This window comes from Thermobacillus composti KWC4 (assembly GCF_000227705.2).
Lineage (GTDB): Bacteria > Bacillota > Bacilli > Paenibacillales > Paenibacillaceae > Thermobacillus > Thermobacillus xylanilyticus.
Genome location: NC_019897.1, coordinates 2,488,524 through 2,513,193, shown reverse-complemented (window position 1 = coordinate 2,513,193; position 24,670 = coordinate 2,488,524). Strand labels below are relative to the sequence as shown.

The 24,670-nt window shown below is 62.7% G+C and carries 25 protein-coding genes; 22 read left to right on the top strand and 3 right to left on the bottom strand.

Annotation, left to right across the window (positions count from 1 at the left end; translation table 11 throughout):
• Positions 1-186: 186 nt before the first annotated feature.
• The 3 genes from THECO_RS11765 to holA all read left to right on the top strand — a co-directional run bounded on the left by THECO_RS11765 (position 187) and on the right by holA (position 2,983).
• Positions 187-735, top strand: a complete 549-nt coding sequence (locus THECO_RS11765; RefSeq protein ID WP_015255268.1) for an RNA polymerase sigma factor — start codon at positions 187-189, stop codon at positions 733-735.
• Positions 732-1,736: a zf-HC2 domain-containing protein gene (locus THECO_RS20570; RefSeq protein ID WP_015255267.1), complete on the top strand. Its 1,005-nt coding sequence runs from the start codon at positions 732-734 to the stop codon at positions 1,734-1,736. Before THECO_RS11765 ends, THECO_RS20570 begins: the two co-directional genes overlap by 4 nt.
• 203 nt (positions 1,737-1,939) lie before the next feature.
• Entirely contained in the window at positions 1,940-2,983 is a 1,044-nt protein-coding gene (gene holA / locus THECO_RS11755) for a DNA polymerase III subunit delta (RefSeq protein ID WP_015255266.1), read from the top strand.
• A 108-nt stretch (positions 2,984-3,091) separates the two neighbouring features.
• Here the strand turns inward: holA and rpsT are convergent, their stop codons facing one another.
• Positions 3,092-3,367: a 30S ribosomal protein S20 gene (rpsT, locus tag THECO_RS11750; protein WP_041854409.1), complete on the bottom strand. Its 276-nt coding sequence runs from the start codon at positions 3,365-3,367 to the stop codon at positions 3,092-3,094.
• Between the two features lie 205 nt (positions 3,368-3,572).
• Between rpsT and gpr the strand changes: the two genes are divergently transcribed.
• From gpr to hemW, 5 genes are all read left to right on the top strand, one after another.
• Positions 3,573-4,577: a GPR endopeptidase gene (gpr, locus tag THECO_RS11745; RefSeq protein WP_015255264.1), complete on the top strand. Its 1,005-nt coding sequence runs from the start codon at positions 3,573-3,575 to the stop codon at positions 4,575-4,577.
• Positions 4,578-4,714: 137 nt separating this feature from the next.
• On the top strand, positions 4,715-5,989 hold the full coding sequence (spoIIP, locus tag THECO_RS11740) for a stage II sporulation protein P (protein WP_015255263.1): 1,275 nt from the start codon (positions 4,715-4,717) through the stop codon (positions 5,987-5,989).
• A gap of 24 nt (positions 5,990-6,013) precedes the next feature.
• Positions 6,014-6,463, top strand: a complete 450-nt coding sequence (locus tag THECO_RS11735; RefSeq protein ID WP_015255262.1) for a hypothetical protein — start codon at positions 6,014-6,016, stop codon at positions 6,461-6,463.
• Positions 6,464-6,552: 89 nt separating this feature from the next.
• Positions 6,553-8,367, top strand: a complete 1,815-nt coding sequence (gene lepA, locus THECO_RS11730) for a translation elongation factor 4 (RefSeq protein ID WP_015255261.1) — start codon at positions 6,553-6,555, stop codon at positions 8,365-8,367.
• Positions 8,368-8,523: 156 nt separating this feature from the next.
• A complete protein-coding gene (gene hemW, locus THECO_RS11725) occupies positions 8,524-9,687 on the top strand; it encodes a radical SAM family heme chaperone HemW (protein WP_015255260.1) in 1,164 nt (387 codons plus the stop codon).
• A 625-nt stretch (positions 9,688-10,312) separates the two neighbouring features.
• Here the strand turns inward: hemW and THECO_RS11720 are convergent.
• Entirely contained in the window at positions 10,313-10,672 is a 360-nt protein-coding gene (locus THECO_RS11720) for a helix-turn-helix domain-containing protein (RefSeq protein WP_015255259.1), read from the bottom strand.
• A gap of 173 nt (positions 10,673-10,845) precedes the next feature.
• On the opposite strand from THECO_RS11720, the gene THECO_RS11715 reads away from it, so the two are divergent.
• The 13 genes from THECO_RS11715 to deoC all read left to right on the top strand — a co-directional run bounded on the left by THECO_RS11715 (position 10,846) and on the right by deoC (position 22,101).
• A complete protein-coding gene (locus THECO_RS11715) occupies positions 10,846-11,316 on the top strand; it encodes an N-acetyltransferase (protein ID WP_015255258.1) in 471 nt (156 codons plus the stop codon).
• Between the two features lie 114 nt (positions 11,317-11,430).
• The gene (gene hrcA / locus THECO_RS11710; protein ID WP_015255257.1) at positions 11,431-12,456 is read left to right on the top strand and encodes a heat-inducible transcriptional repressor HrcA; all 1,026 of its coding nucleotides are present in this window, start codon (positions 11,431-11,433) and stop codon (positions 12,454-12,456) included.
• A 42-nt stretch (positions 12,457-12,498) separates the two neighbouring features.
• Positions 12,499-13,188 carry a nucleotide exchange factor GrpE gene (grpE, locus tag THECO_RS11705; protein WP_015255256.1) on the top strand — a complete coding sequence of 230 codons (690 nt, stop codon included), beginning with the start codon at positions 12,499-12,501 and terminating at the stop codon, positions 13,186-13,188.
• Positions 13,189-13,230: 42 nt separating this feature from the next.
• The gene (gene dnaK, locus THECO_RS11700; protein WP_015255255.1) at positions 13,231-15,066 is read left to right on the top strand and encodes a molecular chaperone DnaK; all 1,836 of its coding nucleotides are present in this window, start codon (positions 13,231-13,233) and stop codon (positions 15,064-15,066) included.
• A gap of 111 nt (positions 15,067-15,177) precedes the next feature.
• Positions 15,178-16,305 (top strand): molecular chaperone DnaJ, encoded by a 1,128-nt coding sequence (gene dnaJ / locus THECO_RS11695; RefSeq protein ID WP_015255254.1) that lies wholly within the window; start codon positions 15,178-15,180, stop codon positions 16,303-16,305.
• Positions 16,306-16,429: 124 nt separating this feature from the next.
• Positions 16,430-16,579: a hypothetical protein gene (locus tag THECO_RS21705; RefSeq protein WP_015255253.1), complete on the top strand. Its 150-nt coding sequence runs from the start codon at positions 16,430-16,432 to the stop codon at positions 16,577-16,579.
• Positions 16,580-16,593: 14 nt separating this feature from the next.
• Entirely contained in the window at positions 16,594-16,788 is a 195-nt protein-coding gene (locus THECO_RS11690; protein WP_015255252.1) for a hypothetical protein, read from the top strand.
• A gap of 149 nt (positions 16,789-16,937) precedes the next feature.
• A complete protein-coding gene (prmA, locus tag THECO_RS11685) occupies positions 16,938-17,921 on the top strand; it encodes a 50S ribosomal protein L11 methyltransferase (protein ID WP_015255251.1) in 984 nt (327 codons plus the stop codon).
• Complete coding sequence (locus tag THECO_RS11680) at positions 17,921-18,604, top strand: site-2 protease family protein (protein ID WP_015255250.1); 684 nt, start codon at positions 17,921-17,923, stop codon at positions 18,602-18,604. The genes prmA and THECO_RS11680 overlap by 1 nt, the downstream gene beginning before the upstream one ends.
• 62 nt (positions 18,605-18,666) lie before the next feature.
• The gene (locus THECO_RS11675; protein WP_041854406.1) at positions 18,667-19,440 is read left to right on the top strand and encodes an RsmE family RNA methyltransferase; all 774 of its coding nucleotides are present in this window, start codon (positions 18,667-18,669) and stop codon (positions 19,438-19,440) included.
• Complete coding sequence (mtaB, locus tag THECO_RS11670; RefSeq protein WP_015255248.1) at positions 19,441-20,775, top strand: tRNA (N(6)-L-threonylcarbamoyladenosine(37)-C(2))-methylthiotransferase MtaB; 1,335 nt, start codon at positions 19,441-19,443, stop codon at positions 20,773-20,775.
• A 119-nt stretch (positions 20,776-20,894) separates the two neighbouring features.
• The gene (locus tag THECO_RS11665; protein WP_015255247.1) at positions 20,895-21,332 is read left to right on the top strand and encodes an NUDIX hydrolase; all 438 of its coding nucleotides are present in this window, start codon (positions 20,895-20,897) and stop codon (positions 21,330-21,332) included.
• Entirely contained in the window at positions 21,325-22,101 is a 777-nt protein-coding gene (gene deoC, locus THECO_RS11660) for a deoxyribose-phosphate aldolase (protein ID WP_015255246.1), read from the top strand. Before THECO_RS11665 ends, deoC begins: the two co-directional genes overlap by 8 nt.
• Here deoC and THECO_RS11655 read toward each other — a convergent pair.
• Positions 22,004-23,002 (bottom strand): Na/Pi cotransporter family protein, encoded by a 999-nt coding sequence (locus THECO_RS11655; RefSeq protein WP_015255245.1) that lies wholly within the window; start codon positions 23,000-23,002, stop codon positions 22,004-22,006. The two genes, deoC and THECO_RS11655, sit on opposite strands and share 98 nt — an antisense overlap.
• Positions 23,003-23,130: 128 nt before the next feature.
• Here THECO_RS11655 and THECO_RS11650 point away from each other — a divergent pair, with 128 nt between their 5' ends.
• The gene (locus THECO_RS11650) at positions 23,131-24,564 is read left to right on the top strand and encodes a class I SAM-dependent rRNA methyltransferase (RefSeq protein ID WP_015255244.1); all 1,434 of its coding nucleotides are present in this window, start codon (positions 23,131-23,133) and stop codon (positions 24,562-24,564) included.
• The last annotated feature ends 106 nt before the right edge of the window (positions 24,565-24,670 follow it).

The window sequence follows — 24,670 nt, the reverse complement described above, 5'->3', positions numbered from 1 at the left end:
CAGCTTGCTCCGGTATACGGTCTGCCGGATTTCTGCTATGCTTGGGGTTGGACGAAAGGTCGCCCGGCCGCGAAACGTGCCGGGGAGAGGAATGAAGCTGAACGAAATTCCACCCTTTTTCGCGCGCGGTCTGCAACATTTTTGCGGATCGTTTCGTTTGAGAGGGTGCAAGAGAGGGGGATCCTCGTGGTAGAGCCGTCGCTGATCCGTGCCGCCCGGGAGGGCGACCGCGAAGCTCTCATCACGCTTTTGCGCGAAATCGAGACGCATGTTTACCGAACAGCCTATTATCTTGTCGGCAACGAACAGGATGCGATGGACGCTGCGCAGGAGGCCTTGATCCGCATTTATACGAAAATCGGCTCCTATGAAGAGAAAGCGCAATTCAAAACCTGGGTGCAGCGCATTGTGACGAATATCTGCATCGACAAGTTCCGCCGGAACAAGCCGACCGTTTCCATCGAAGAACACGAGATGGTGTTTGAAGGCAGGGATTCGGTCGAAGGCGAGGTCATGGCGGCCTATGCGGCGAAGGATATCCGCGAAGCGATCGACCGCCTGCCCGAACATCACCGCGCGGTCGTCGTGCTGAGGTATTTGCAGGATTTCTCTTACAACGAGATCGCCGATTCGCTGGATCTGCCGCTCAACACGGTGAAATCGTACCTGTTCCGGGCAAGACAACAGCTTCAGGTCCTGCTCCGAGATTATCAGAAAGGCGGTGTCCGGGGATGAACTGTCAAGAGGTGATGGAATATATGCAGCGCGAGCTCGACGGCGATCTCGGCGAATTCGAGTCCGCGAAAGCGCGCGAGCACATCCGGCAGTGCGCGGAATGTGCGGCCATGTTCGAGCGCCTGAAGCGGCTGTCTGCCGAACTGGAGAGCTTGCCGAAAGTGACGCCGCCGATCAGCCTCGTGGACGCCATCTTGCCGAAGCTCGACGAGATCGACCGGGTCAAAGCCGCGGCAAGCGCGGACGCCGGAGCGGCAGAGCTCGCAGGTTCGGCCGGAAGCCCGGCGAGGACGGCGCCGCGCCGCCGGAACAACCGGTTCTCCCTGCGCATTCTGAGCGGCGTTGTCGCAGCCGGGGTCGTGGCGGGCATTTTCTTCGCAACCTACGATCCCGACAGGCTCTCGGACAGCTTCTCCGGCGACCGCGCCGCAAAGGAATCGGCCTCGTCCGGATCGTCCGAACCCATGCTCATGATGGATGCCGCTGCCGATTCGCCCGATGCGCAGGATGGATCCGATGTGTCGATGAAGAAGTCCTTTCATCTCACCGAAGTCCGGGATCAGTCCGGACAGGCAATAGAATCTTCGCCCGGTTCGGCCGGCCGTTCCGGCGACAGCGCAACGGACGCGGATGCCGGCTCCGGCGAGGGAGACGTCCGCATGGCGCCGCCGGTGGTGCTTCAGGGTGTCAACGGCGGTATAGAATCACCGGAAGATGACGTTCAGATGGGCGTTGCCGGCTTCGTGGAAGAGCCGGCGTTTGGTCCGGTAGAGTCGGTGTCTCCCGACGGCTCCTACATTGCCGTGTTTTCCGAATCCCGCGTCATCATCTATGACCGGGACGGGAACACGCGGTTTGAGAGCGAAGAGCGGCAGGGTTCGATTGCCGCGATGGGCTGGTCGGAGGACGGAGCGTTCTTCCGGTACGAAATCCGGCGCGAGGACGGCGCAGCCGAGATCTATCGGATCAATCCCGCCGACGGCACGGAGACGAAGGAATAACGAATCATGTGAAGTCGATGCACAATTCTTCCGCCGCCTGCGTAAGATAAGTTGAGGCGGACCGAGAGAGTCTCAATCGGTCCGACCATCCGCGGGGAGAGCCATGGATCTTCCCGCTGGTGTTGACATAGATCAAGGGCGGAGGGATGAAGCCGCACGGTTTCATCCCTTCGTCACGGCGGAAGAATGGAAACGGAGGCTACATGAATCCTGGCGCAGCGGCGAAAGAAATGAATGAGGGCCGGTTCCGGCCGGTCTACGCGGTGTTCGGGCGGGATCGTTACCGGATGCAGGAGTTCGTCGCGTTCACGGCGGACAAGCTGCTCGGCGAAGACGGGCGGGAGCTCGGCCTTTTCAAATTTGACACGTCGGAGACGCCGGTGGAAGCCGCGGTTGAGGAGGCGGACGCGATGCCGTTCTTCGTCAGCCGCAAGCTGGTTGTCGTGCGCGATGAGACCGTGCTCGCCGCCGGCGGCAAAGACGGGCGGCTGCAGCATGATGTCGACCGGCTGATCGCCTACTTGCGCAAGCCGAGCGAGACGAGCGTCCTGCTGTTCGTCGTGCACAGCGACAAGCTGGATGAGCGGCGCAAAGCGGTCAAGCTGCTGAAGGAGATGGATGCGGTCATCGAATTCGCCGAGCTCGATGGCCGGGATCTGGTCCGGTGGGTCGTGCGGCGTGCCGCGAACCAGGGGCGCGCGATTGATGAGGCGACCGCGGAAGCGCTGATCCGCCGGGCGGGCGCCAATCTGCAGACGCTGGCCGCCGAGACGGACAAGCTGTGCCTGTATGCCGGACCGGGGGGGACCATCCTGCGGGAGCATGTCGAGTCGCTTACCGCGCCCGTGCTGGAGGATGACGTCTTCGCGCTCGTCGACGCGCTGGCGGAAGGCGATACCGGACGAGCCGTTTCGCTGTACCGGCAATTGCTCGAACGGAAGGAAGAGCCGATCCGGATCGCGGCGCTGATTGCGCGCCAGTTCCGGATCATGCTGCAGGTCAAGGAGCTGTCGGCGCGCTCCTGGCCGAACAATCAGATCGCCGGCCAGCTCGGCCTGCACCCTTACGCCGTCCGGCTGGCGGCGGAGAAGGCGCGTTCCTGGCCGGAGGAGCGGCTGGCCGAGCGGCTCCGCGAGATCGCCGAGTTCGATTACCGCATGAAAACCGGGCAGATCGACAAGGAGCTCGGTTTGGAATTGTATCTGCTCCAGTCCGGCGCGTGGCGGAAACAGCCTGCGCGCACATAAGATCGAACGGCTGCCGCCGTCCCGCCCGGGACGGCGGTTCATCTTGCGGAACCATGACAAAGCCCGCCTGATCCGGACGGATCGGGCGGGCGTTCATTTGTCGCGGCTTCAAGCCTGCTGCGCTTGCAGCGCGTTCAGCTTTTGGGCCAGGCGGGATTTTTTGCGTGCAGCTTTGTTCTTGTGGATCAGGCCCTTCGTGACGGCCTTGTCCAGCTTCTTCGAAGCAAGGGCGACAGCGGCCTTTGCAGCTTCGAGGTCAGCGGCTGCGATTGCCGTGTCGGCTGCCTTGACGGCCGTGCGAAGCGCGGATTTCTGGGACGCGTTCAGGGCACGGCGCTTCTCGCTCGTCTTCACGCGCTTGATGGCGGATTTAATGTTCGGCACTCGGTTCACCTCCCGGACAACAAGCCATTCCTCGTCTTGAGTCAACTTGAAATATTCTATCATGCAGTCCTTGAAAATGCAAGAGCGGGAACGCATCGCCGAATGCGCAAGACGCCCGGACATGATCCCTTGATTTGCGCCTGCATAAAACACCGTCCGCCGCTGAACAATAAGGCTGATCCGAACATTGGAGGAATGCGCTGCCATGCACGACATCGAATTGCGCCAATACGACATCCGCACCGACCTGGCGCTGGAAGCGAAAGAAATGGCCCAGTCGGGCAAGGACGGCCGCCTGACCGGCATCACGACGGAGACGGTCACCGAAGACGGCATCACGATCACGCGGATGAGCGTCGACAACGAAGAGGGAGCGAAGGCCATCGGCAAAATGGTCGGACGTTACGTCACCCTCGAGGTGCCGGGACTGAGAAACCGGGATACGGAACTGCAGGACCGCGTCGCCGAAGTGTTCGCGCGCGAATTTGAGGCGTTTCTCGAGCGGGTCGGCGTCAGCCGGAACGCGAAGACGCTGATCGTCGGGCTCGGCAACTGGAATGTGACCGCGGACGCCCTCGGGCCGCTTGTCGTCGAGAATACGCTGGTCACCCGCCACCTGTTCGAACTGATGCCGGATCAGGTGGCGCCGGGCTACCGTCCCGTCAGCGCGGTCGCGCCCGGCGTGCTCGGCATTACCGGCATCGAGTCCAGCGATATCGTGTTCGGCATCGCCGCGCAGACGAAACCCGACCTGATCATCGCCATCGACGCGCTGGCTTCGAAGGCGGTGGAACGGGTCAACACGACGATCCAGATCGCCGATACGGGCATCCATCCCGGCTCCGGCATCGGCAACAAGCGCAAGGGTCTCACGCGCGAGATTCTCGGCGTGCCGGTCATCGCGATCGGCGTCCCCACCGTCGTCTATGCGTCAACCATCGTGAACAACTGCATCGAACTGATGGCGGAGCATTTTCGCAGACAGACGGACAACGCGGCGCTCATTCTCGGCATGCTTCATGCCATCTCGGGCGAGGAGCGGCTGCAGCTCGTGAAGGAAGTGCTCCAGCCGATGGGGCATGATCTGCTCGTCACGCCGAAGGAAGTCGATTCCTTCATTGAAGATATCGCCAACATCATCGCCAGCGGTTTGAACGCCGCGCTGCACGAAGCGGTCAACATGGACAACACCGGCGCTTACACCCGCTGACAGCGCCGGTTTTCTTTTTCCCCTTCATTCTTCCATTCTATTTTTCTCCGCTTTTCTTCCGTTCTATGATCCGCGACTCTCTCATAGACTGATAGCAAGATACGGCACTTGCTGCAGCCGATGGGGAGGAGCATTCAATGAAACGGATTACGGTTCAATGGCATGCGCCGCGGACTTCCGAAGCGCTGCGCAGATTGCTGGTGCAGTGGCGCACGTTCGTTCTGCTGTCTGTCTGCACTTTCGTCGCATTCGTTGCGGCCGGCCTGGCCGGCATGGCCTTTCATTCGTCATCCGCAGCCGACTGGCCGGCGATGAACGGCGCGGCGGCTTCGCTTCCGGATGGTGTGCTGGGGGAAATGGCCGGCATGGAACTTCCGTCGTTCAAGTCTTCCGAATCCCGAACCGGTTTCGACGGCAGACGGGCGGCGTCGTTCCTTATCCGTTTCATCACGGGCATCAATCCGCATCAACCCCGCAGCCTGCTCGCCAGCGAAATGCCGGGACTGGAAACGAGCCGCGCCGTGCTGCTTCGGCGGGGAAGCGTCGGCGAGCATGTCACCGGCCCGGAAGATCATCCGCCGCTCCCGGCACCGGACGGCGATGAGCATGATGACGCTCAGAAGCCGGAGACGTCCGATCCGCCGGGCAAGCAGGCGGACGGAACGGATCCGGATGAAGCGGCCGGCGGCGGTGCCGCGCCGAACGGCGGGCAGGCGGCGCCCGAGCAGCCCGCATCGCCCGAGAAGCCCGCAGCGCCAACGGAGACGAAGCGGAAAGTCGCCCTCATCTATCACTCCCACAACCGCGAATCCTGGCTGCCGGAACTCGGAGACGGCGTGAAGAACGCCGAGTCGGACGAGATCAACATCACGCTCGTCGGCAAACGGCTCGCGCAGCGGCTGGAGGAAGCCGGCATCGGCGCGATCCACGCCGATGTCGACTACGTCACGGCGATTGAGGACTACCGTTGGGAACTATCCTATAAATATTCAAAAGAGACGGTACTCGAAGCGATGGCCGAGCACGACAGTCTGATGTATCTGTTCGATATCCACCGCGATTCGCAGCCGCGCGGCTACACGACGGCGACGATCAATGGGAAGGACTATGCGCAGGTTTACTTTATCATCGGCAAAGGAAATCCCGACTGGCGCAAGAACGAAGCGTTCGCGGCGGACATTCACCGGCTGCTGGAAGAGCGGTACCCCGGCATTTCGCGGGGCATTTGGGGCAAGGACTCCTCGAGCGGCAACGGGGAATACAACCAGTCGCTGTCGCCGAACAGTCTGCTCATCGAGATCGGCGGCATCGAAAATACATTGGAGGAATGCTACCGGACAGCCGACGCGCTGGCCGAGGTGATCGCCGAATTGTACCGGAATGCGGTGGAGACGAACGCCGGAGCGGAATAAGTCCGGAGGAAGGGGGAGGCAGGGATGCGCAAGCCCTGGCAGTACACGCTGCTTGGCGCAGTGATCGCATTTTTCGTCCTGTACGGCATCGAGCTGTCATCGGACGGCATGGAAGACGTGTACGGTCCGCTTGAACAGCAGGCGGCAGACCGAGCCGGAACGGGAAGCGGCAACGGCCATGAATACGGCGATCCGTACCCGGCGGGGAAGCGCGGTACGGCGGCGGCGCAGCCGGATCCGTACGACCCGTGGTCCGGCGCATACGGCGAATCCGGGGCGGGAATCGATCCGGAAAGGGACGATGTCGGCGCGCTGCCTGACGGCAATGACGGCTACGGATATTCTTACGAGGGTGCCGCGGAGGGCGGCGGAGCCGTGAGCAGGCTTGCCGACGGCACGGCCGGCCTGCTGCAATCCGTGGCGAAGGGCGGAATCCGCCTGATCGTGTCGCTGTTCGAGTCCGTGACGAAATGACGCCGCCGACATCGCGCATTGATGCCGGGCTCCCGCTGCTGATATAATAGGAGATCGAACGGCATTCATGCTCTTGTTGGAGGAACTGCATGACGGACGCTCTATCGAAGCAGCGGAACATCCGCAATTTCTGCATTATCGCCCATATCGACCACGGAAAATCGACGCTGGCCGATCGCATTCTCGAATATACCGGCGTGCTCTCGTCGCGGGAAATGCAGGATCAGGTCCTCGACAACATGGACCTCGAACGGGAACGCGGCATCACGATCAAGCTGCAGGCCGTCCGCCTGAGCTACCGCGCCGACGACGGTCAGGAGTACATTCTGCACCTGATCGACACGCCCGGCCACGTCGACTTCACGTATGAAGTGTCGCGCAGCCTGGCCGCCTGCGAAGGCGCGCTGCTCGTCGTCGACGCCGCGCAGGGGATCGAGGCGCAGACGCTGGCGAACGTGTATCTCGCGCTCGACAACAATCTTGAAATATTGCCGGTCATCAACAAAATCGACCTGCCGAGCGCCGATCCGGAACGGGTCAAGCGGGAGATCGAGGACGTGATCGGTCTCGACGCCAGTGATGCGGTGCTCGCGTCCGCGAAGGCGGGCATCGGCATCAAAGAGATTCTGGAACAGATCGTCACGAAGGTGCCGGCGCCGCAGGGTGATCCGGACGCTCCGTTGAAGGCGCTCATATTCGACTCCCACTACGATGCGTACAAAGGCGTCATCGTCTATGTCCGGGTCGTGGACGGCAGCATCCGGGCCGGCAAGCGGATCCGTTTCATGGCGACGGGCGCCGAATTCGAAGTCATCGAAGTCGGCACGTTCAAGCCGCGGATGACGATCGTCGACGAACTGTCCGTCGGCGATGTCGGCTTCGTCGTGGCCGGCATCAAGAACGTCAAGGATACGCGGGTCGGCGACACGATCACCGACGCGAAGCGCCCGGCCGCGGAGCCGCTCCCGGGATACCGGCGAATCAATCCGATGGTGTTCTGCGGGCTTTACCCGATCGACACGCAGGATTACAACGATCTGCGCGAGGCGCTCGAGAAGCTGGAGCTGAACGACGCTTCGCTGCGCTATGAACCGGAGACATCGTCCGCGCTCGGCTTCGGTTTCCGCTGCGGTTTTCTCGGGCTGCTGCACATGGAGATCATCCAGGAGCGGATCGAGCGGGAGTTCAACATTCCGCTCATCACGACGGCGCCGAGCGTCGTCTACCGGGTGAAGCTGACGAACGGCCAGACGCTCGAGATCGACAACCCGTCGAACTATCCGGAATCGGGCAAAATCGACTACGTCGAGGAGCCGTACGTCAAGGCGTCGATCATCGTGCCGAACGATTACGTCGGGGCGATCATGGAGCTGTGCCAAAGCCGGCGCGGCGAGTTCGTCAACATGGAATACCTCGACACGTCCCGCGTGACGCTGATTTACGAGCTTCCGCTGTCCGAGATCGTCTACGACTTCTTCGACCAGCTCAAGTCGAGCACGCGCGGCTACGCTTCGTTCGACTACGAACTGTCCGGATACAAGAAGTCGAACCTGGTCAAGATGGACATTCTGCTCAACAACGAAGTGGTGGACGCGCTGTCGGTCATCGTGCACCGCGACCGCGCGTACCAGCGCGGGAAGGCCGTCTGCGAGAAGCTGAAGGATCTCATTCCGCGGCAAATGTTCGAAGTGCCGATCCAGGCGTCGATCGGTTCGCGGGTCATCGCCCGGGAGACGGTCAAGGCCATGCGGAAAAACGTCCTCGCGAAATGTTACGGCGGGGACATCACCCGGAAACGGAAACTGCTGGAGAAGCAGAAGGAAGGCAAAAAGCGAATGAAACAGGTCGGAAGCGTGGAAGTGCCGCAGGAAGCGTTCATGGCGGTGCTGCGCATCGACAAATAAAGGCCGCCGCAGCCGCCGGGGGAATCCCGGCGGCTCGCCTGTTCGCAAGGCGGGGGCGGCTGTTCGGCCGCAAGTTCCGCTGGCTGCCTGTCCGCATCGGGGAGGAAGTACCCGTCCCGGCGGATCCTTTTCCCCGTCTGAAGGAGTTGAAAGACAATGCTGATGCATCCTCCGAGGGCGCTCTATATCCATATCCCGTTCTGCAAGCACAGGTGCCACTATTGCGATTTCAATACGTATGTGCTTGCGGGACAGCCGGTCGACGCTTATCTGGACGCGCTTGAGCGCGAGATGGAGCGCACGGTTCTTGCCTTGCCGCCGGAGCGCATCGACACCGTGTTCGTCGGCGGCGGCACGCCGACGGTGCTGACGCCGGAGCAGATGGCGCATTTCCTGGGCGCCGTGCGTCGGTGGTTTCCCGTTGCGCCGGATGCGGAATTCAGCGTCGAAGCGAACCCGGGCACGACGGGGCCGGAGCTGCTTGCCGCGATGCGGGAAGGCGGCGTGAACCGGATCAGCTTCGGGGTGCAGGCGTTCGACGACGCGCTGCTTCAGCGGATCGGCCGCATCCACGACACGAACGATGTCTACCGCAGCATAGAGCTGGCGCGGGAAGCCGGGTTCAACAATCTTTCGATCGACCTGATGTTCGGCCTGCCGGGCCAGACGATGGAACTGCTGGCGGACAGCGTGCGGCGGGCGGTCGAGCTCGATCTGCCGCATTACTCGCTGTACGGACTCAAGATCGAGGAAAACACGCTGTTTCATGTGCTCTACGAGCGCAACGAACTGCCCCTTCCCGCCGAGGAAGAGGAGCTTCAGATGTATCTGTTCATCATGGAGCGGCTGGAAACGGCGGGCCGGCGGCAGTACGAGATCAGCAACTTTGCGCTGCCGGGTTGCGAGAGCCGGCATAACATGACCTATTGGCGCAACGAGCCGTATTACGGCATCGGCGCCGGCGCCCACGGCTATGCGCGCGGCGTCCGCCACGTCAACATCAAGGGCGTGACGCCGTACATCGAAGCCGCGAACGAGCGGCTGCCCCGGCTGTCCGAAGATCCGGTAACCGAGAACGAAGCGATGGAGGACTTCATGATGGTCGGGCTCCGCATGCGGGACGGCGTCCGCGACGCCGATTTCGCGGCTCAGTTCGGCGGCCGATCGATGGACGACGTGTTCGGCGGCGTCATCGGTCCGCTGCGGGAGGCCGGCCTCATCGAGCGCCGTCCCGACGGCGCCGGATGGCGGCTCACCGAGCGCGGCATCCCGCTCGGCAACGAAGTGTTCGGCGCGTTCGTCGGCGTGCTGGAGGATTAACGTCACGGGATGCCGTTAATCGGTCCGATCGCCGGGAGTGGACCGACAATAACGGCACGGAATGCCGTTAATCGGCGGCATCGGATGGAACGGGCAAGCTCGCCGTTGAGTTAACGGCAAAATGTGCCGTTAGACGGCCCGACCGTCGGGCGTGGACAGGCAATAACGGCACAAGATGCCGGTATTGTGTGGCGTCTGACGAGCTCGGCGGTCTCGCGCAGTCGCAAGGTGCCAGAGGCCGTCTGCTTGCTCGTCCCCGTATGCGTGCAGGCCATTTCGGCTTGCAGAGGTGGTCGCGGAAATCCTTAAGGAAACTGAGAAACGCTATTTTGTCGAAAATGGCCTCAATCGAAGTTCTAACGAAACTGAGCGATCTTATTTACCTCTTAAAGGCGATTCTTGCCCCGCATCGGCGCGAATAACGTGTCTCAGTTTCGTAAGATCCACGGATACCCGGGATTTGTCACAAATAGCGATTGTCAGTTTCGTTACGGAACGATGCCCGGTCGCGGCCGGATCGGTTGCGTCAGGTCGTCGCACGCAGCGCCAGTACGAAATTTGCCTGACAGCCGGTCCGCATCCTGCCCCCGCCGCCGGCACGCAGTCAGCGCTTGCCGCATCCTGGTTACCGCGTGCCCGCCGCCAACCCGCCTTCCAGCAGAATGCGGCGGACCGAAGAGACGCTTAAATGGATGTTTTCGTGTTCGGCCAACAGCTCGGCAAAGTGGGTGGCATTGCTTCCGAAGTAGCGCTCCTGATACAAGAGCATAACGCGTTGTTTGAGCGAATCGGTCAAGGTGTGAGCCGGCTTACGGCCCCGATTCCCATGTGCGATCGCTTGTGCACCTCCGTGACGATATTTGGCCTTGAGCCGATACGCTTGCCGAATACTGATGCCAAGAATGCGCGCAACATCCTGTTCCGCGAGACGGCCATCGATCCATTTTTCAAGAACCATAGCGCGTTTCAGTTCGTTCTTCGTCAAGGTGATCTGCTCCTTGCTCATACTGACATTTTCTCGGATCAGTTACATCCTGACAATATCACAGAACAACAACACGTCCGCAAAATAAGGATTGCAATGAATTTCATCTTGTTGTATATTTATTCATATTCGTTTCGGGCCAGCCCCGGCCCGGATGCAGGAGGAACGCGGAGATGACGGTAAAAGAAGCGGTGTGCAGACGGGCGACGGCGGACGATGTGGAAGATCTGCACCGCTTGATTGAAAGCTATGCGGTTCAGGGGATCATGCTGCCGCGTTCGCGGGAAGCGCTCGCCCGCCAAATCGACTCCTTCGTCGTGGCGGAGATCGACGGCGACATCGTCGGCTGCGGCTCGCTGTTTCAGCTCGGGCCCGAACTGGTCGAGATCCGTTCGCTCGGCATGAAGGAAGGATACAAGGGCTGCGGCATCGGCACGAAGCTTGTGGACCTGCTCGTGGAGGAAGCACGTTCGCGGGGCATTCCGAGGGTGATGGCGCTCACGTACGCGGTTGATTTTTTCCGCAAGAACGGCTTCGAAGTGGTCGACAAAGAGATCTTCCCGGAGAAAGTGTGGACCGATTGCGTGAGTTGTCCGAAGCGGCATGCGTGCGATGAAATCGCGGTTCTCAAAGTACTGAACTGACTTGACAATCGTTGAGCCGGTTTGGTATTTTTGTATTGTTGGTTAGCACTCTCCGGTGTTGAGTGCTAACGCGGTCGAAAGGTTCTCATCATCCGGTCGGGAGGGGTTCGGGAGATGTTGACCGAGAGACAGCGTCTGATTTTGAATGCCATCGTTGACGATTACATTCGGTCCGCCGAACCGGTCGGATCGCGCAGCATTTCGAAGAAGAGCGGCGTCGGCTACAGTCCCGCAACCATCCGGAATGAGATGGCCGATTTGGAGGAGCTCGGCTTTCTGGAGCAGCCGCACACATCCGCCGGCCGGATTCCGTCGGCGAAAGGCTACCGCTATTATGTCGATCACCTCGTCCGCATCGGTGAAGTGGATGAGGAGGATTTGCGGCGCGTTCGTTCGTTCTTCACCCGGAAGATGACGCGGATGGAGCAGATCATCCAGCACGCCGCGATGATTCTGGCAAGCCTGACGAACTATACGAGCATCGTGCTCGGTCCCGAGGTGTTCAGCAATTCGCTGAAGGCCTTCCAGCTCGTGCCGCTGAATGAAGAGTCGGCCGTCGCCATCATCGTGACGAACACCGGCCATGTCGAAAACCGGACGATCTCCATTCCGCCCGGATTTGACATAAACGAACTCGAGAAGGTCGTGGCGATTCTGAATGCGAAGCTCGTCGGCGTGCCGCTTCACCGGCTGCAGACGAAGCTGTATACCGAAGTGAGCGAGGAACTGAACCGCTACGTCAGCCATTGCGAAGAGATCATCGACACGCTGGCGCAGGCGCTGGAGCAGCGCACCGAGCATCGCGCCTTCACGAGCGGCACTTCGAACATGCTCACGCAGCCGGAGTTCAGGGACGTGAACAAGGTGAAGTCGATCCTGGAATGGCTGGACGAGACGCCGGCTCTGGTGCGTTCGTTCAGTCCGAAGCAGGAAGGCATCCAGGTCCGGATCGGCCAGGAAAACGCGGACGAAGCCCTGCAGAACTGCAGCCTCATTACGGCCACCTATGTCGTGGACGGCACGACGGTCGGCACGATCGGCCTGCTCGGGCCGATGCGCATGGATTACGGCAAAGCGATTACGCTGATGGACATTCTGTCCAAGGATTTGGCCGCCGTACTTGCAAAATGGTACAATTAAGCATAATGTATTGACCGCGGCATCAGGAGGTGGACTGCAGCAATGACGGAAGCAAGGAATGCAGCAGCAGAAGAGCGGTTGGAACAGGAGGCCGCAGCCGAAGGCGGAGAAGCGGCCAACGCGGATAATGAACGCGACAGGCCGGCTGCGGAAGCGCCGACCGATACGCTGAATGCGGAGGCGAATGCTGCGGAATCCCGGGAAGGCGAAGCGGACGCGTCCGCAGCCGGGGAGGAAACGGCCGGACAGGAGGCGGAAGCGGCTCCCGAGGCGGATCCAAGGGATGCCCGCATCGCGGAGCTCGAGAGCCAGCTCGAGGAATATCGGCAGCGGCTGCTTCGCGCCCAGGCCGATTTCGACAACTACCGCCGCCGCACCCAGCGCGAGAAGGAAGAGATGGCGAAATACGCCTCCATGGAGCTCATCACCCGGCTCCTGCCCGTGCTGGACAACTTTGAGCGCGCCATCGGCGCGTCGAAAGGTTCGGGAGATTTCGAGTCGCTGGCGAAGGGCGTGGACATGATTCACCGCCAGTTTCTCCAGCTGCTTGAACAGGAGGGGCTGAAGCCGATGGAGACGGTCGGACAGCCGTTCAATCCCGAATTCCACGAGGCGGTCATGCGCGTCGAATCCGACGAGCATGAAGAAGGAACCATATTGGAAGAGCTTCAGCGCGGTTATATATTGAAGGATCGCGTGATCCGTCCGGCCATGGTCAAGGTCAGCGGCTGAAGCAAGCAGTGATTCTGGCAATCCATTAAGGAGGAACGATCGATGAGCAAAGTGATCGGCATCGACCTCGGCACGACGAACTCCTGCGTTGCCGTCATGGAAGGGGGCGAAGCGGTCGTCATTCCGAACTCGGAGGGCAACCGCACGACGCCGTCCGTCGTCGGGTTCAAGAAGGACGGCGAGCGGATCGTCGGCGAAACGGCGAAACGCCAGGCCATCACGAACCCGGATCGCACGATCATTTCGATCAAGCGGCACATGGGCACCAACCATAAAGTGAATATCGACGGCAAGGAATACACGCCGCAAGAGATTTCGGCGTTCATTCTCATGAAGCTGAAAGCCGACGCGGAAGCGTATCTCGGCCAGCCGGTGACAAAGGCGGTCATCACGGTGCCGGCTTACTTCAACGACTCGCAGCGCCAGGCGACGAAAGACGCCGGCAAGATTGCGGGTCTCGAAGTGCTGCGGATCGTCAACGAGCCGACGGCGGCCGCGCTCGCTTACGGCCTCGACAAGGAAGAAGATCAGACGATCCTCGTCTTCGACCTCGGCGGCGGCACGTTCGACGTGTCGATCCTAGAGCTCGGCGACGGCTTCTTCGAAGTCAAGGCGACGAGCGGCGACAACCACCTCGGCGGCGATGACTTCGACCAGGCGATCATGGACTGGCTCGCTTCCGAGTTCAAGAAGGAACACGGCGTCGACCTGATGAAGGACCGGGCGGCCGTGCAGCGCCTCAAAGACGCGGCGGAGAGAGCGAAGAAGGAACTGTCCAGCGTCCTGACGACGACGATCTCGCTGCCGTTCATCACGATGGTTGACGGCGTGCCGCAACACCTTGAAATGAATCTGACCCGGGCGAAGTTCGAAGAACTGACGGCCCACCTCGTCGAGCGGACGCTCGGCCCGACCCGCCAGGCGCTCAGCGACGCGGGTCTGACGCCGGCCGACATCGACAAGGTCGTGCTCGTCGGCGGTTCGACGCGCATTCCGGCGGTTCAGGAAGCGATCAAGAAGCTGATCGGCAAGGAGCCGCACAAGGGCGTCAACCCGGACGAAGTCGTCGCCCTCGGCGCCGCCGTCCAGGCGGGCGTCCTGACGGGCGAAGTGAAGGACGTCGTGCTGCTTGACGTCACGCCGCTGTCGCTCGGCATCGAGACGGCGGGCGGCGTCTTCACGAAGATGATCGAGCGGAACACGACGATTCCGACGAGCAAGTCGCAGATCTTCTCGACTTACTCGGACAACCAGACGAGCGTCGAGATCCACGTGCTGCAGGGCGAGCGCGCGATGGCGGCGGACAACAAGACGCTCGGCCGCTTCATCCTGAGCGACATTCCGCCGGCGCCGCGCGGCGTGCCGCAGATCGAAGTCACCTTCGACATCGACGCGAACGGCATCGTCAATGTGTCTGCGGTTGACAAGGGCACGGGCAGATCGCAGAAGATCACGATCACGTCTTCGAGCGGTCTGACGCCGGAAGAGATCGAACGGATGCAGAAGGAAGCGGAGCAGTACGCGGAAGAAGACCGCAAGCGCCGCGAGCTCGTCGAGGCGAAGAACAGCGCCGACCAGTTGGTCTATACGGTCGAGAAGACGCTCAAGGACCTCGGCGACAAAGTCGACGCTTCCGAGATCCAGAAGGCGAACGACGCGAAGGAAAAAGTCAAGCAAGCGATGGAGTCGAACGACATCAACGCGATCAAGTCGGCAACCGAAGAGCTGTCGAACGTCGTGCAGCAGCTCTCCGTGAAGCTCTATCAGCAAGCCGGAGCGCAGCAGGACGCGTCCGGCGCCGCCGGCGCGGAAGGTGCTGCGAAGGGCAAGGACAACGTCGTGGATGCCGACTACGAAGTCGTCGACGACAAGAAATAAGCCGCAACCTGAATCGGCTGCAGGCGGAGGGTCAAAGTCGGTCCAATCGGCTTTGACCCTCGGTTATGCAGGGGTGCGGGCGGCATAACCCAATTTGGAGGGGGTGGCTGAGTGGCGGAGAAGCGGGACTACTATGAAGTGCTGGGCGTCGACCGGAACGCGTCCGCGGAAGAGATCAAGAAGGCTTACCGCAGCCTGGCCCGCAAGCTCCATCCGGACGTCAACAAGGCGCCGGATGCCGAGGAGCGGTTCAAGGAAGTCAAGGAAGCGTACGACGTGCTCAGCGACGAGCAGAAGCGCGCGCAATACGACCGCTACGGGCACATCGACCCGAACCAGGGATTCGGCGGCGGTTTCAGCGGCGCCGATTTCGGCGGATTCGGCGACATCTTCGACATGTTCTTCGGCGGCGGCAGCCGCCGCGATCCGAACGCGCCGCAGCGGGGCAGCGACCTGCAATATACGATGACCATCGAATTCAAAGAAGCCGTATTCGGCGTTGAGAAAGATATTACCATTCCGCGGACGGAAACGTGCGATACCTGCCGCGGCAGCGGCGCCCGGCCGGGAACGAAGCCGGAGACGTGCTCGGTGTGCCGGGGCACCGGACAGCAGGAGATCGTCCAGAATACGCCGTTCGGGCGCATCGTGAACCGTCGGCTCTGCCCGCAGTGCGGCGGCAACGGCCGGGTCGTGCGCGACAAATGCGCGACCTGCCGCGGCACGGGCAAGGTGAAGCGGCAGCGCACCATCCATGTGCGCATTCCGGCGGGCGTCGACGAAGGCGCGCAAATCCGGCTGTCCGGCGAAGGCGAAGCCGGTTCGCGCGGCGGTCCGCCCGGCGACCTGTACATCGTCATCCGCGTGAAGCCGCATGAATTCTTCGAGCGGGAAGGCGATGACATCTATTGCGAAGTGCCGCTGACGTTCACGCAGGCGGCGCTCGGAGACGAGATCGAAGTGCCGACGCTGACGGAGAAAGTGAAGCTGCGCATTCCCGCGGGGACGCAGACGGGTACCTATTTCCGCCTGAAAGGCAAAGGGGTGCCGCGGCTGCGCGGCATGGGCCAGGGCGACCAGCACGTCAAGGTGACCGTCGTGACACCGACGAATCTGACCGAAGAGCAGAAGGAATTGCTGCGTCAGTTCGCCGGCCTGTCGCAGGAAAGCGCCTATGTGCCCAATGGCCAATCCGAAACGCTGTTCGAACGGATGAAGCGGGCGTTCCGCGGCGAGTGAAGCAGCAGCGACCGATGTAGCCTGCAGACCGGCGTATGCCGCGCGCAGGCTTCACCCGCATATTCGGGGTGAAGCCGCCGCACACTATCGGTGCGGGAGCATGTTGCGCGAAGGAGGAAGTCCTATGCCGGCAGACAGCAGCAGGCGGAACGGCCAAAGGAAATTGCCGACCGCGGGCAGGGAAGATGTCCGGGTCGATCCGAAGACGGCGGACGCCGACGATCGCGAAGCGGCGGCCAGGGCGCGGGCGGCGGACAGCCGTCAGCGCGGCTGACGGGGTGAGCGGACATGGCGGAACTGAACGCGTCGTTCACCGACGCCGCGCGCGCCCGCGAAGCGCAGCGCAAGCTGGAAGCGCTGCGGGCCGCCGCCGTCCGGCCGGATGACGGCGGAATGTCGCTGACGGCGACGGTCGACGACGCGATCGTCGAGCAGGCGACCCGGCTGATCGAGACCCATGGCGGAACGGCGGAATGGCATTGACAGACAATCAGACAAGCGCCCCGGATTCGCTGTCCGAACCGGGGCGTTCGTCTTGTTCGGGGAACCTTTTTTGTGCATGCGGCTTCCGGTATTGTACAATGGATGAAGCGGCCGTGTGCGGCCGCCGGAAGCAGGGGGAGGGTGTTCGGTTGAAATGGCACGAACTGACCATCCGGACGCGAACGGAAGCGGTCGAGATGGTGACGAATTTTCTGCATGAACTCGAGGCGGACGGCGTATCGGTCGAGGAGTCCTGGGCGGATCGGAAGCCCGAAGTGACGCCGCTCGGCGAATGGTACGACCGGCCGCTCAATGCGATACCGGCCGGCTGGGTCGAGATCAAGGGCTGGTTCGTCGAAGACGCTGACATGGAAGCCGTCAAGCGGACGCTTCATGCGAGGATCGGTGAACTGCGAGACTACGGCATCGACCCCGGCGAATACGCGCTCGAGGAAGCGCTTGTCGACGAAGAGGATTGGGCGGATGCCTGGAAGAAGTATTTCAAGCCGCTGCGCGTATCGGAACGGCTGACGATCCGGCCGACCTGGGAGCCTTACGAGCCCGGCCCCGGCGAGCTCGTGATCGATCTCGATCCCGGCATGGCGTTCGGGACGGGCACCCACGCGACGACGGCGCTTTGTCTGCGCGCGCTCGATCGCATCATACAGGGCGGCGAGGATGTCATCGACGTCGGCACCGGTTCCGGCATTCTCGCGATCGGGGCCGTAAAGCTGGGCGCGCGGAACGTGCTCGCGCTCGATCTCGATCCGGTCGCCGTGTCAAGCGCGAAGGCGAATGCGGAGCTGAACGGACTGTCGGACCGAATCGACGTCCGCGAGAGTGACTTGCTCGGCGTGCTCAGGGGCTGCGAGACGTCCAACGGCAAGCCGTTCAATGTGCAGCTGCCGGTTGATCTGGTCGTCGCGAACATCCTCGCGGAGATCATCCTCCGGTTTATTGACGACGTTTACGCGGCGCTGAAGCCGGGCGGGCTGTACATCGCATCCGGCATCTACATCAACAAGGAACAGGATGTGCGGCGCGGCCTCGAAGAAGCGGGATTCGAGATCGTCCGCCGGGACGAGCAGGACGATTGGATCGCGTTGACGGCGAGAAAGCCGGAGGGTCGCTGATGGATTTTCTCCAACGATTCCTCTGGTATCCGCTCGAACATTTGCCGTTCATCGTGATCGTCCTGGCGCTGGCGTTCACGGTACATGAATTCGCGCATGCCTGGAGCGCGTACAAGTTCGGCGATTCGACCGCCCGCGACCAGGGCCGGGTGACGCTGAATCCGATGGCCCACCTCGATCCGATCGGAACGCTGCTCATTCTGATCGCCGGTTTCGGCTGGGCGAAGCCGGTGCCCGTCATCCGGTCGCGGTTCCGGTATCCGCGCCTGATGGGCATCGTCGTGTCCGCCGTCGGTCCGCTCAGCAATCTGCTGCTCGCGGTTATCGGAGTCGCGCTGTACGCGTTGTTCGCCTACACCGGCTGGCTCTCCGGCGCATCGATCGGCGTGACAGAGGCGGTCCGCGTATTCCTCAATTATCTGATCAGCTTGAACGTTCTGCTCTTTATCTTTAATCTGATTCCGCTGCCGCCGCTTGACGGCTACCGGATCATCGAGGATCTCTCGCCGCCCCGGGCGCGGGAGAAGCTGGACCGGTACGCGCAATGGGGCGTGATCATTTTTCTCCTGATTGTGTTCATTCCGCCTCTCCGGGCGGTGACGCTGACGCCGCTGTTCGGTCTCTCGAAGCCGATCATCACCGGGCTGTTCTCGCTGTTCGGCCTGTCGGTCCAGGTGCATTGACGCACGGATTTCCTGTGGCGGCTGCCTTGCAAAACGTGTATGATGAAGGTTGGTAGATGGACATGCAGCGATACATCGTGCCGCCGGCCGCCTTCCGCGGCCGGACGGTTATCGTGGAGGGCGATGATGCGTTCCATATCGCGCGGGTGATGCGGATGCGCCCGGGCGATCGGGTCGTCGTCTGCGACGGCGCCGGGCGCGAAGCGACCGCCGTGCTGACCGAGGTTACGCCCGTCCGGGCGGAAGCCGAGGCGGAAGAACTGCGGCCGTCATCGGGAGAACCGGCATGGACGGTCGTCGTCGCCCAGAGCCTGCCGAAAGGCGACAAGATGGAGCTCATCATCCAGAAGGGGACGGAGATTGGCGCCGCCGCATTCGTGCCGTTCCGCTCGGAGCGGGCGGTTGTCCAGTACGACGGGAAGCAGGAAGCCAAGCGTCTCGAACGCTGGCGCAAAATCGCGAAGGAAGCGGCCGAACAGGCGCACCGCGGCAGGCTGCCGGAAGTGGCCGGCGTCGCTTCCTGGCGGGAACTGCTCCAGTCGTTCGCCGAATATGACGATGTCTATTTCTGCTACGAGAGGCAGGGCGGAGAGCCGGCCGCGGGCCTCAGGACGCGCGTGCGCGAGACGATGAGCCGCGCCGGGGACCGACCGCTCAAACTGCTCATCGTCGTCGGACCGGAAGGCGGCTTCACCGCACGGGAAGCGGCCGAAGCCGAAGCGGCGGGCGCCAGGCCGGCGGGGCTCGGCGCGCGCATTCTGCGAACGGAGACGGCGGCGCTGGCGGCGCTCGCCTGCCTCATGTACGAATCCGGAGAGATGGGAGGGAACGAATAGATGCCGACGGTCGCGTTCTATACGCTGGGCTGCAAAGTGAACTTCTACGACACGGAAGCGATCTGGCAGTTGTTCAAGAATGCGGGCTACGAACAGGTCGATTTCGACGGCGAACCGGCCGACGTCTATTTGATCAATACCTGCACGGTGACGAACACCGGCGACAAGAAGAGCCGCCAGATCATCCGGCGGGCGATCCGGCGCAACCCGGATGCGGTCATCGCGGTGACGGGCTGCTACGCCCAGACGTCGCCGGCCGAAGTGGCGGCCATTCCCGGCGTCGACCTTGTCATCGGCAACCAGGACCGGTCGAAACTGCTCGACTACATCGCCGAGATCCAGCGGACGCGCAAACCGGTGAACGCCGTGCGCAACATCATGAAGACGCGCGAGTTCGAGGATCTGGAGGTGCCGGCCTTTACCGACCGGACGCGGGCGTTCCTGAAAATCCAGGAAGGCTGCAACAACTTCTGCACGTTCTGCATCATCCCGTGGGCGCGCGGGCTGTCGCGCAGCCGCGATCCGAAGAGCGTCATTGCGCAGGCTCGCAAGCTGGCGGCGGCGGGCTACAAGGAAATCGTGCTGACCGGCATCCATACGGGCGGCTACGGCGACGATCTCGAGAACTACGATCTCGCCGACCTGCTCGTCGATCTCGACAAGGTCGAGGGACTTGAGCGGATCCGCATCAGTTCGATCGAGGCCAGCCAGATCAGCGAGAAGATGATCGACGTGCTCAACCGCTCGCGCAAAATGTGCCGCCATCTCCACATTCCGCTGCAGGCGGGCGACGACACGGTGCTGAAGCGGATGCGGCGCAAATATACGACCGAAGCGTACGCGCGCAAGATCGAGGAACTGCACAAGGCGATGCCGGGCGTCGCGATCACGACGGACGTCATCGCCGGCTTCCCGGGCGAGACGGACGAGATGTTCGAGAACGGCTACCGGTTCATGGAGCAGATGCGGTTCGCCGAAATGCACGTGTTCCCGTACTCGAAACGGACGGGCACGCCGGCCGCGCGGATGGAAGACCAGGTGGACGAGGAGACGAAGCACGAGCGGGTTCACCGGCTGATCGAACTGTCCGAGCGGATGCAGCTCGCCTATGCGCAGCCGTTCGTCGGCCGCGTGCTGGAGGTTATTCCCGAACGGGAGACGAAGGGCGGGTCCGGCGAAAGCTGGCTCACCGGCTACAGCGACAACTATCTGCAGATTACGTTCCGCGGCGACCCGTCGCTGATCCGGTCCGTGGTGCCCGTTCGCTTGACGGAAGCGGGCGTCAATGAATGCCGCGGGGAACGGGTTCAGGCTGACGCAACGGCAGCCGTCTGACGCGGTCCGGCGCCGGGGCGAGAGCGAACGAACGGGGATTGCCCGTGTCCGCCAGTGGCGGCCGGGGAATCCCCGCCGCATGTTCAAGGCCATCAACGAATGGACGGAGGAAGCTTGGGATGAACGAAATCTCTGCAGGCGGCGTCGTCTATCGGCGCGTGGACGGACGGATCGAGATCCAGCTCATCCGCGACCGCTTCGGCAAGATTACGCTGCCGAAGGGGAAGATGGAGCCGGGCGAGACAGCCGAGCAGACCGCGCTGCGCGAGATCGAGGAAGAGACGGGCATCCGCGGCCGGATCGAAGCGCCGATCGACCGGATCTCCTACCGTTATGTGAACCAGGAGAACGAAACGGTGGACAAGGAGGTCCATTATTACCTGGTGGAAGCGGTCGGCGGCCGGCTCAAGGCGCAGGAGGAAGAGATCAGCGGCGTCAGCTGGCATTCGCCCGAAGAGGCGTGGCGGCTGCAGCGGGATTTGGGCTACGACAACAACGACCGGGTGCTGTCCGGCGCGTTCCGTCTGCTCGGAATCGGGGTGGACGGCGTTGGTTAAGTATTGGAAACCGGGAGATACACTTGAAAAATTTATCGACCACACGCTGCTCAAGCCGGATGCGACCGAAGCGGACATTGCGCGGTTGTGCGAAGAAGCGCTCACCTACGGCTTTCACAGCGTCTGCGTGAACGGCGTCTGGGTCGATTACTGCCGGGAACGGCTGGCGGGCTCGCCCGTCAACATCAGCGCCGTCGTCGGCTTTCCGCTCGGCGCGAGCGATCCGCGGGTGAAGGCGCATGAAGCGGCGGCGGCCGTCGAAGACGGCGCGTCCGAGATCGACATGGTATTGTCGGTCGGCCATGTGCTGCAGGGCCGGTTCGGCTTCGTCGCCACAGACATCGCGGGCGTCGTGCGGGCGGTGGACGGGCAGGCGATCGTGAAAGTGATCCTCGAGACCGGTCTGCTGGACGATACGCAGATTGCGGAAGCGTGCCGCGTCGCCGAGGCGGCGGGCGCCCATTACGTCAAGACGTCGACCGGCTTCGGCCCCGGCGGCGCCACGGAAGCCCATGTCCGGCTCATGCGGGCGAGCGTCTCGCCGACGATCGGCGTCAAGGCGTCGGGCGGCATCCGCGACGGCCGGACGGCCCGGCGGATGCTGGCGGCCGGCGCGAACCGGCTCGGGACGAGCGCCGGCGTCGCGATCCTGTCCGGCCGGCCGGCGGATGCTACGCCGCCAGCCGGTCATCGGTCCGGGGACGAGCCGGACGGTGCCAGATCGGCAGATAGCAGAGCGGAAGGGCAAGAAGCGAACAGACAATATTGAAAATCGTCTGCGCATGCGCGATCCGGGCGGCGGGCGATGCGGAAATCCAGCCGGACGCGAGCGCGAGGACATCGACGATCGGCGCGAACAGCAGGCAGCCGCCGACGTTGAGCGCGAGATGCGACCATGCCACGAAACGTCCGCCCGGCGATCCGCCGGTCGCGGCCAGCAGGGCGGTGAAGCAGGTGCCGACGTTCGCGCCGAGAACGGCGGCGATTCCGATCTCCACCGGCATCGCGCCGAACGCGGCGAGTCCCATCATCATGCCGATGACCGCCGCGCTGCTGTGGACGGCGGCGGTAAGCGCCGCGCCGGCCGCGATGCCCCACAGCACGCTCTCGTCCGCCCGGTCGAGAAATAAGGCGAACATCCGCGTCTGCTCGACCGCCGGCGCAATGGACTGCATGACCGTCATGCCGAGCAGGAGCAGGCCGAATCCGAACAGGGCGAGCGAGCCGAAGCGCAGCGAGACGAACCAGCCCGGTTCGGGCGCCGCCGGGTCATGCCACGGGCTCGCTTCCCGCAGCAGGACGGAGGCGAGCCAGCCGAGCAGGGAGATCGCCATGAGCGGGATCGCCCACTGATTCAGGTTCAGACCGATCAGTTCGGTCGTCAGGCAGGTGCCGATATTCGTACCGAGCACGATGCCGAGCGTCCGCGGGAACGTCATCAGTCCCGCGTTGACGAAGCCGATCGTCATGACCGTAACCGCCGTGCTGCTCTGCAGCGCCGCGGTTACGGCCGTGCCGGTCAGCAGGCCGTGCAGCGGGGTCGCGGTCGCCTTCTCGAGCAAGGCCGTCAGTTTTCCGCCGCCCCAGCGGTGGAGCGCCAGCTCCATCAATTTCATGCCGGCCATGAAGACGGCAAAGCCGAGCAGCATCGGCAGCGCGATATCGGTCATGCGGACGGCCTCCTTTCCGCGCGTGCTGGTCATCTCAATGTATGCCGGAATCCGGACGGGCATGACAGGCCGTCGCGCCGGCGGCCGACAAGGAAAGCTCAAGACAGATTCAGCAGGGGGGCGCGCAAATGGGCGCTGAAGTCATACTGAACGCCAGCCGCCGCAAGCGGCTGGAAGCGGGGCATCCGTGGATCTTCGCGAACGAGATCGAACGAATGGAGGGCGAAGCCGAACCGGGCGATCTCGTCGCCGTGCGCGACCATCGCGGCCGGCTGCTCGCGACGGGTTACTGGAATCCGCATTCGCAGATCGCGGTGCGCGCCGTCGCGTTCGGCCCGTTGGAGCGGATGGACCGCGCATTCTTCGTCAAGCGGTTTGAAGCGTGCCGGCGTCATCGCGAACGGTTCGTGGAGCATCCGCGGGACTGCCGGCTCGTTTACGGCGAAGCCGATTTTCTGCCCGGGCTCATCGTCGACCGGTTCGGCGGCGTGCTCGTCGTGCAGATTTTGACGCTCGGCATGGACGTCAGGCGGCTGGAGATCGTGGAAGCGCTCAAGGAAGTTTTCCAGCCCGACGGCATTTACGAACGGTCCGACGTACCCGTCCGCAAGCTGGAAGGGCTGGAGGAGCGAACCGGCCTCTTGTACGGCGAATGCCCCGAGACCGTCGTCATCGTCGAGAACGGCATCGAACTCGAAGTGGACATCGTAAACGGGCAGAAGACCGGCCATTTCTACGACCAGCGCGAGAACCGGGCTGCGATCGCCCCGCTCATGACCGGCTGGGGAGCGCGCAGCGGCATTCGGTACGAGGAGCGGGATGCGCTTGACGTGCCGGACGATTATTTCGCCCTGCGCGGCATCGGAAGGCCGGATGACGGCGGACGGATGCGCGTTCCGGTGAACGCGAACGGACGCGTCGTGACCTATCCCCACTGGGACGGCGCAACTGTGCTTGAATGTTTCGCCCACACCGGCAGTTTCACGCTGCACGCCTGCCGCTACGGCGCGAAGAAGGTCACCTGCCTTGACGTGTCGGAGCACGCGATCGAGACGGCGCGCCGCAACGTCCAGCGGAACGGCTTCGAAGACCGCGTCGAATTCGTTGTCGCCGACGCGTTCGACTACCTGCGCGGCCAGGCGAAGGCGCTGGAGGAACGGGTGCGGCGGGCGCTCGCCGCGAAGGAAGGGAAGAAGATCGACACCTCCGTGCCGATCGGCGGCGAAGGGCGGACCTGGGACGTCGTCATCCTCGATCCGCCCGCGTTCGCGAAGACGCGCAGCGCCGCGGAGAACGCCGTGCGCGGCTACAAGGACATCAACCTGCACGCGATGAAGCTCGTGAACGAGGGCGGCTACCTCGTCACCGCGAGCTGCTCGTACCACGTCTCGCCGGAGATGTTCCTGGGCGCGATCGCCGATGCCGCGAAAGATGCGGGCAAGCTGCTCCGCCTGATCGAATGGCGGACGCAGGCGAAGGACCATCCGCAGATCCTCGGCGTACAGGAAGGGCAGTATCTGAAATTCGCGATTTTCGAAGTGCGCAGCCGCGCATCGATCTGACCGGCCAAGGCTGTTTCCGGGAACCCTGGTTTCCGGGAGCAGTCTTTTTTTCTTGCTTGACATTTCCATGCCGATTGCTTAAATGGGTGTAAGCCGATTGTGAACG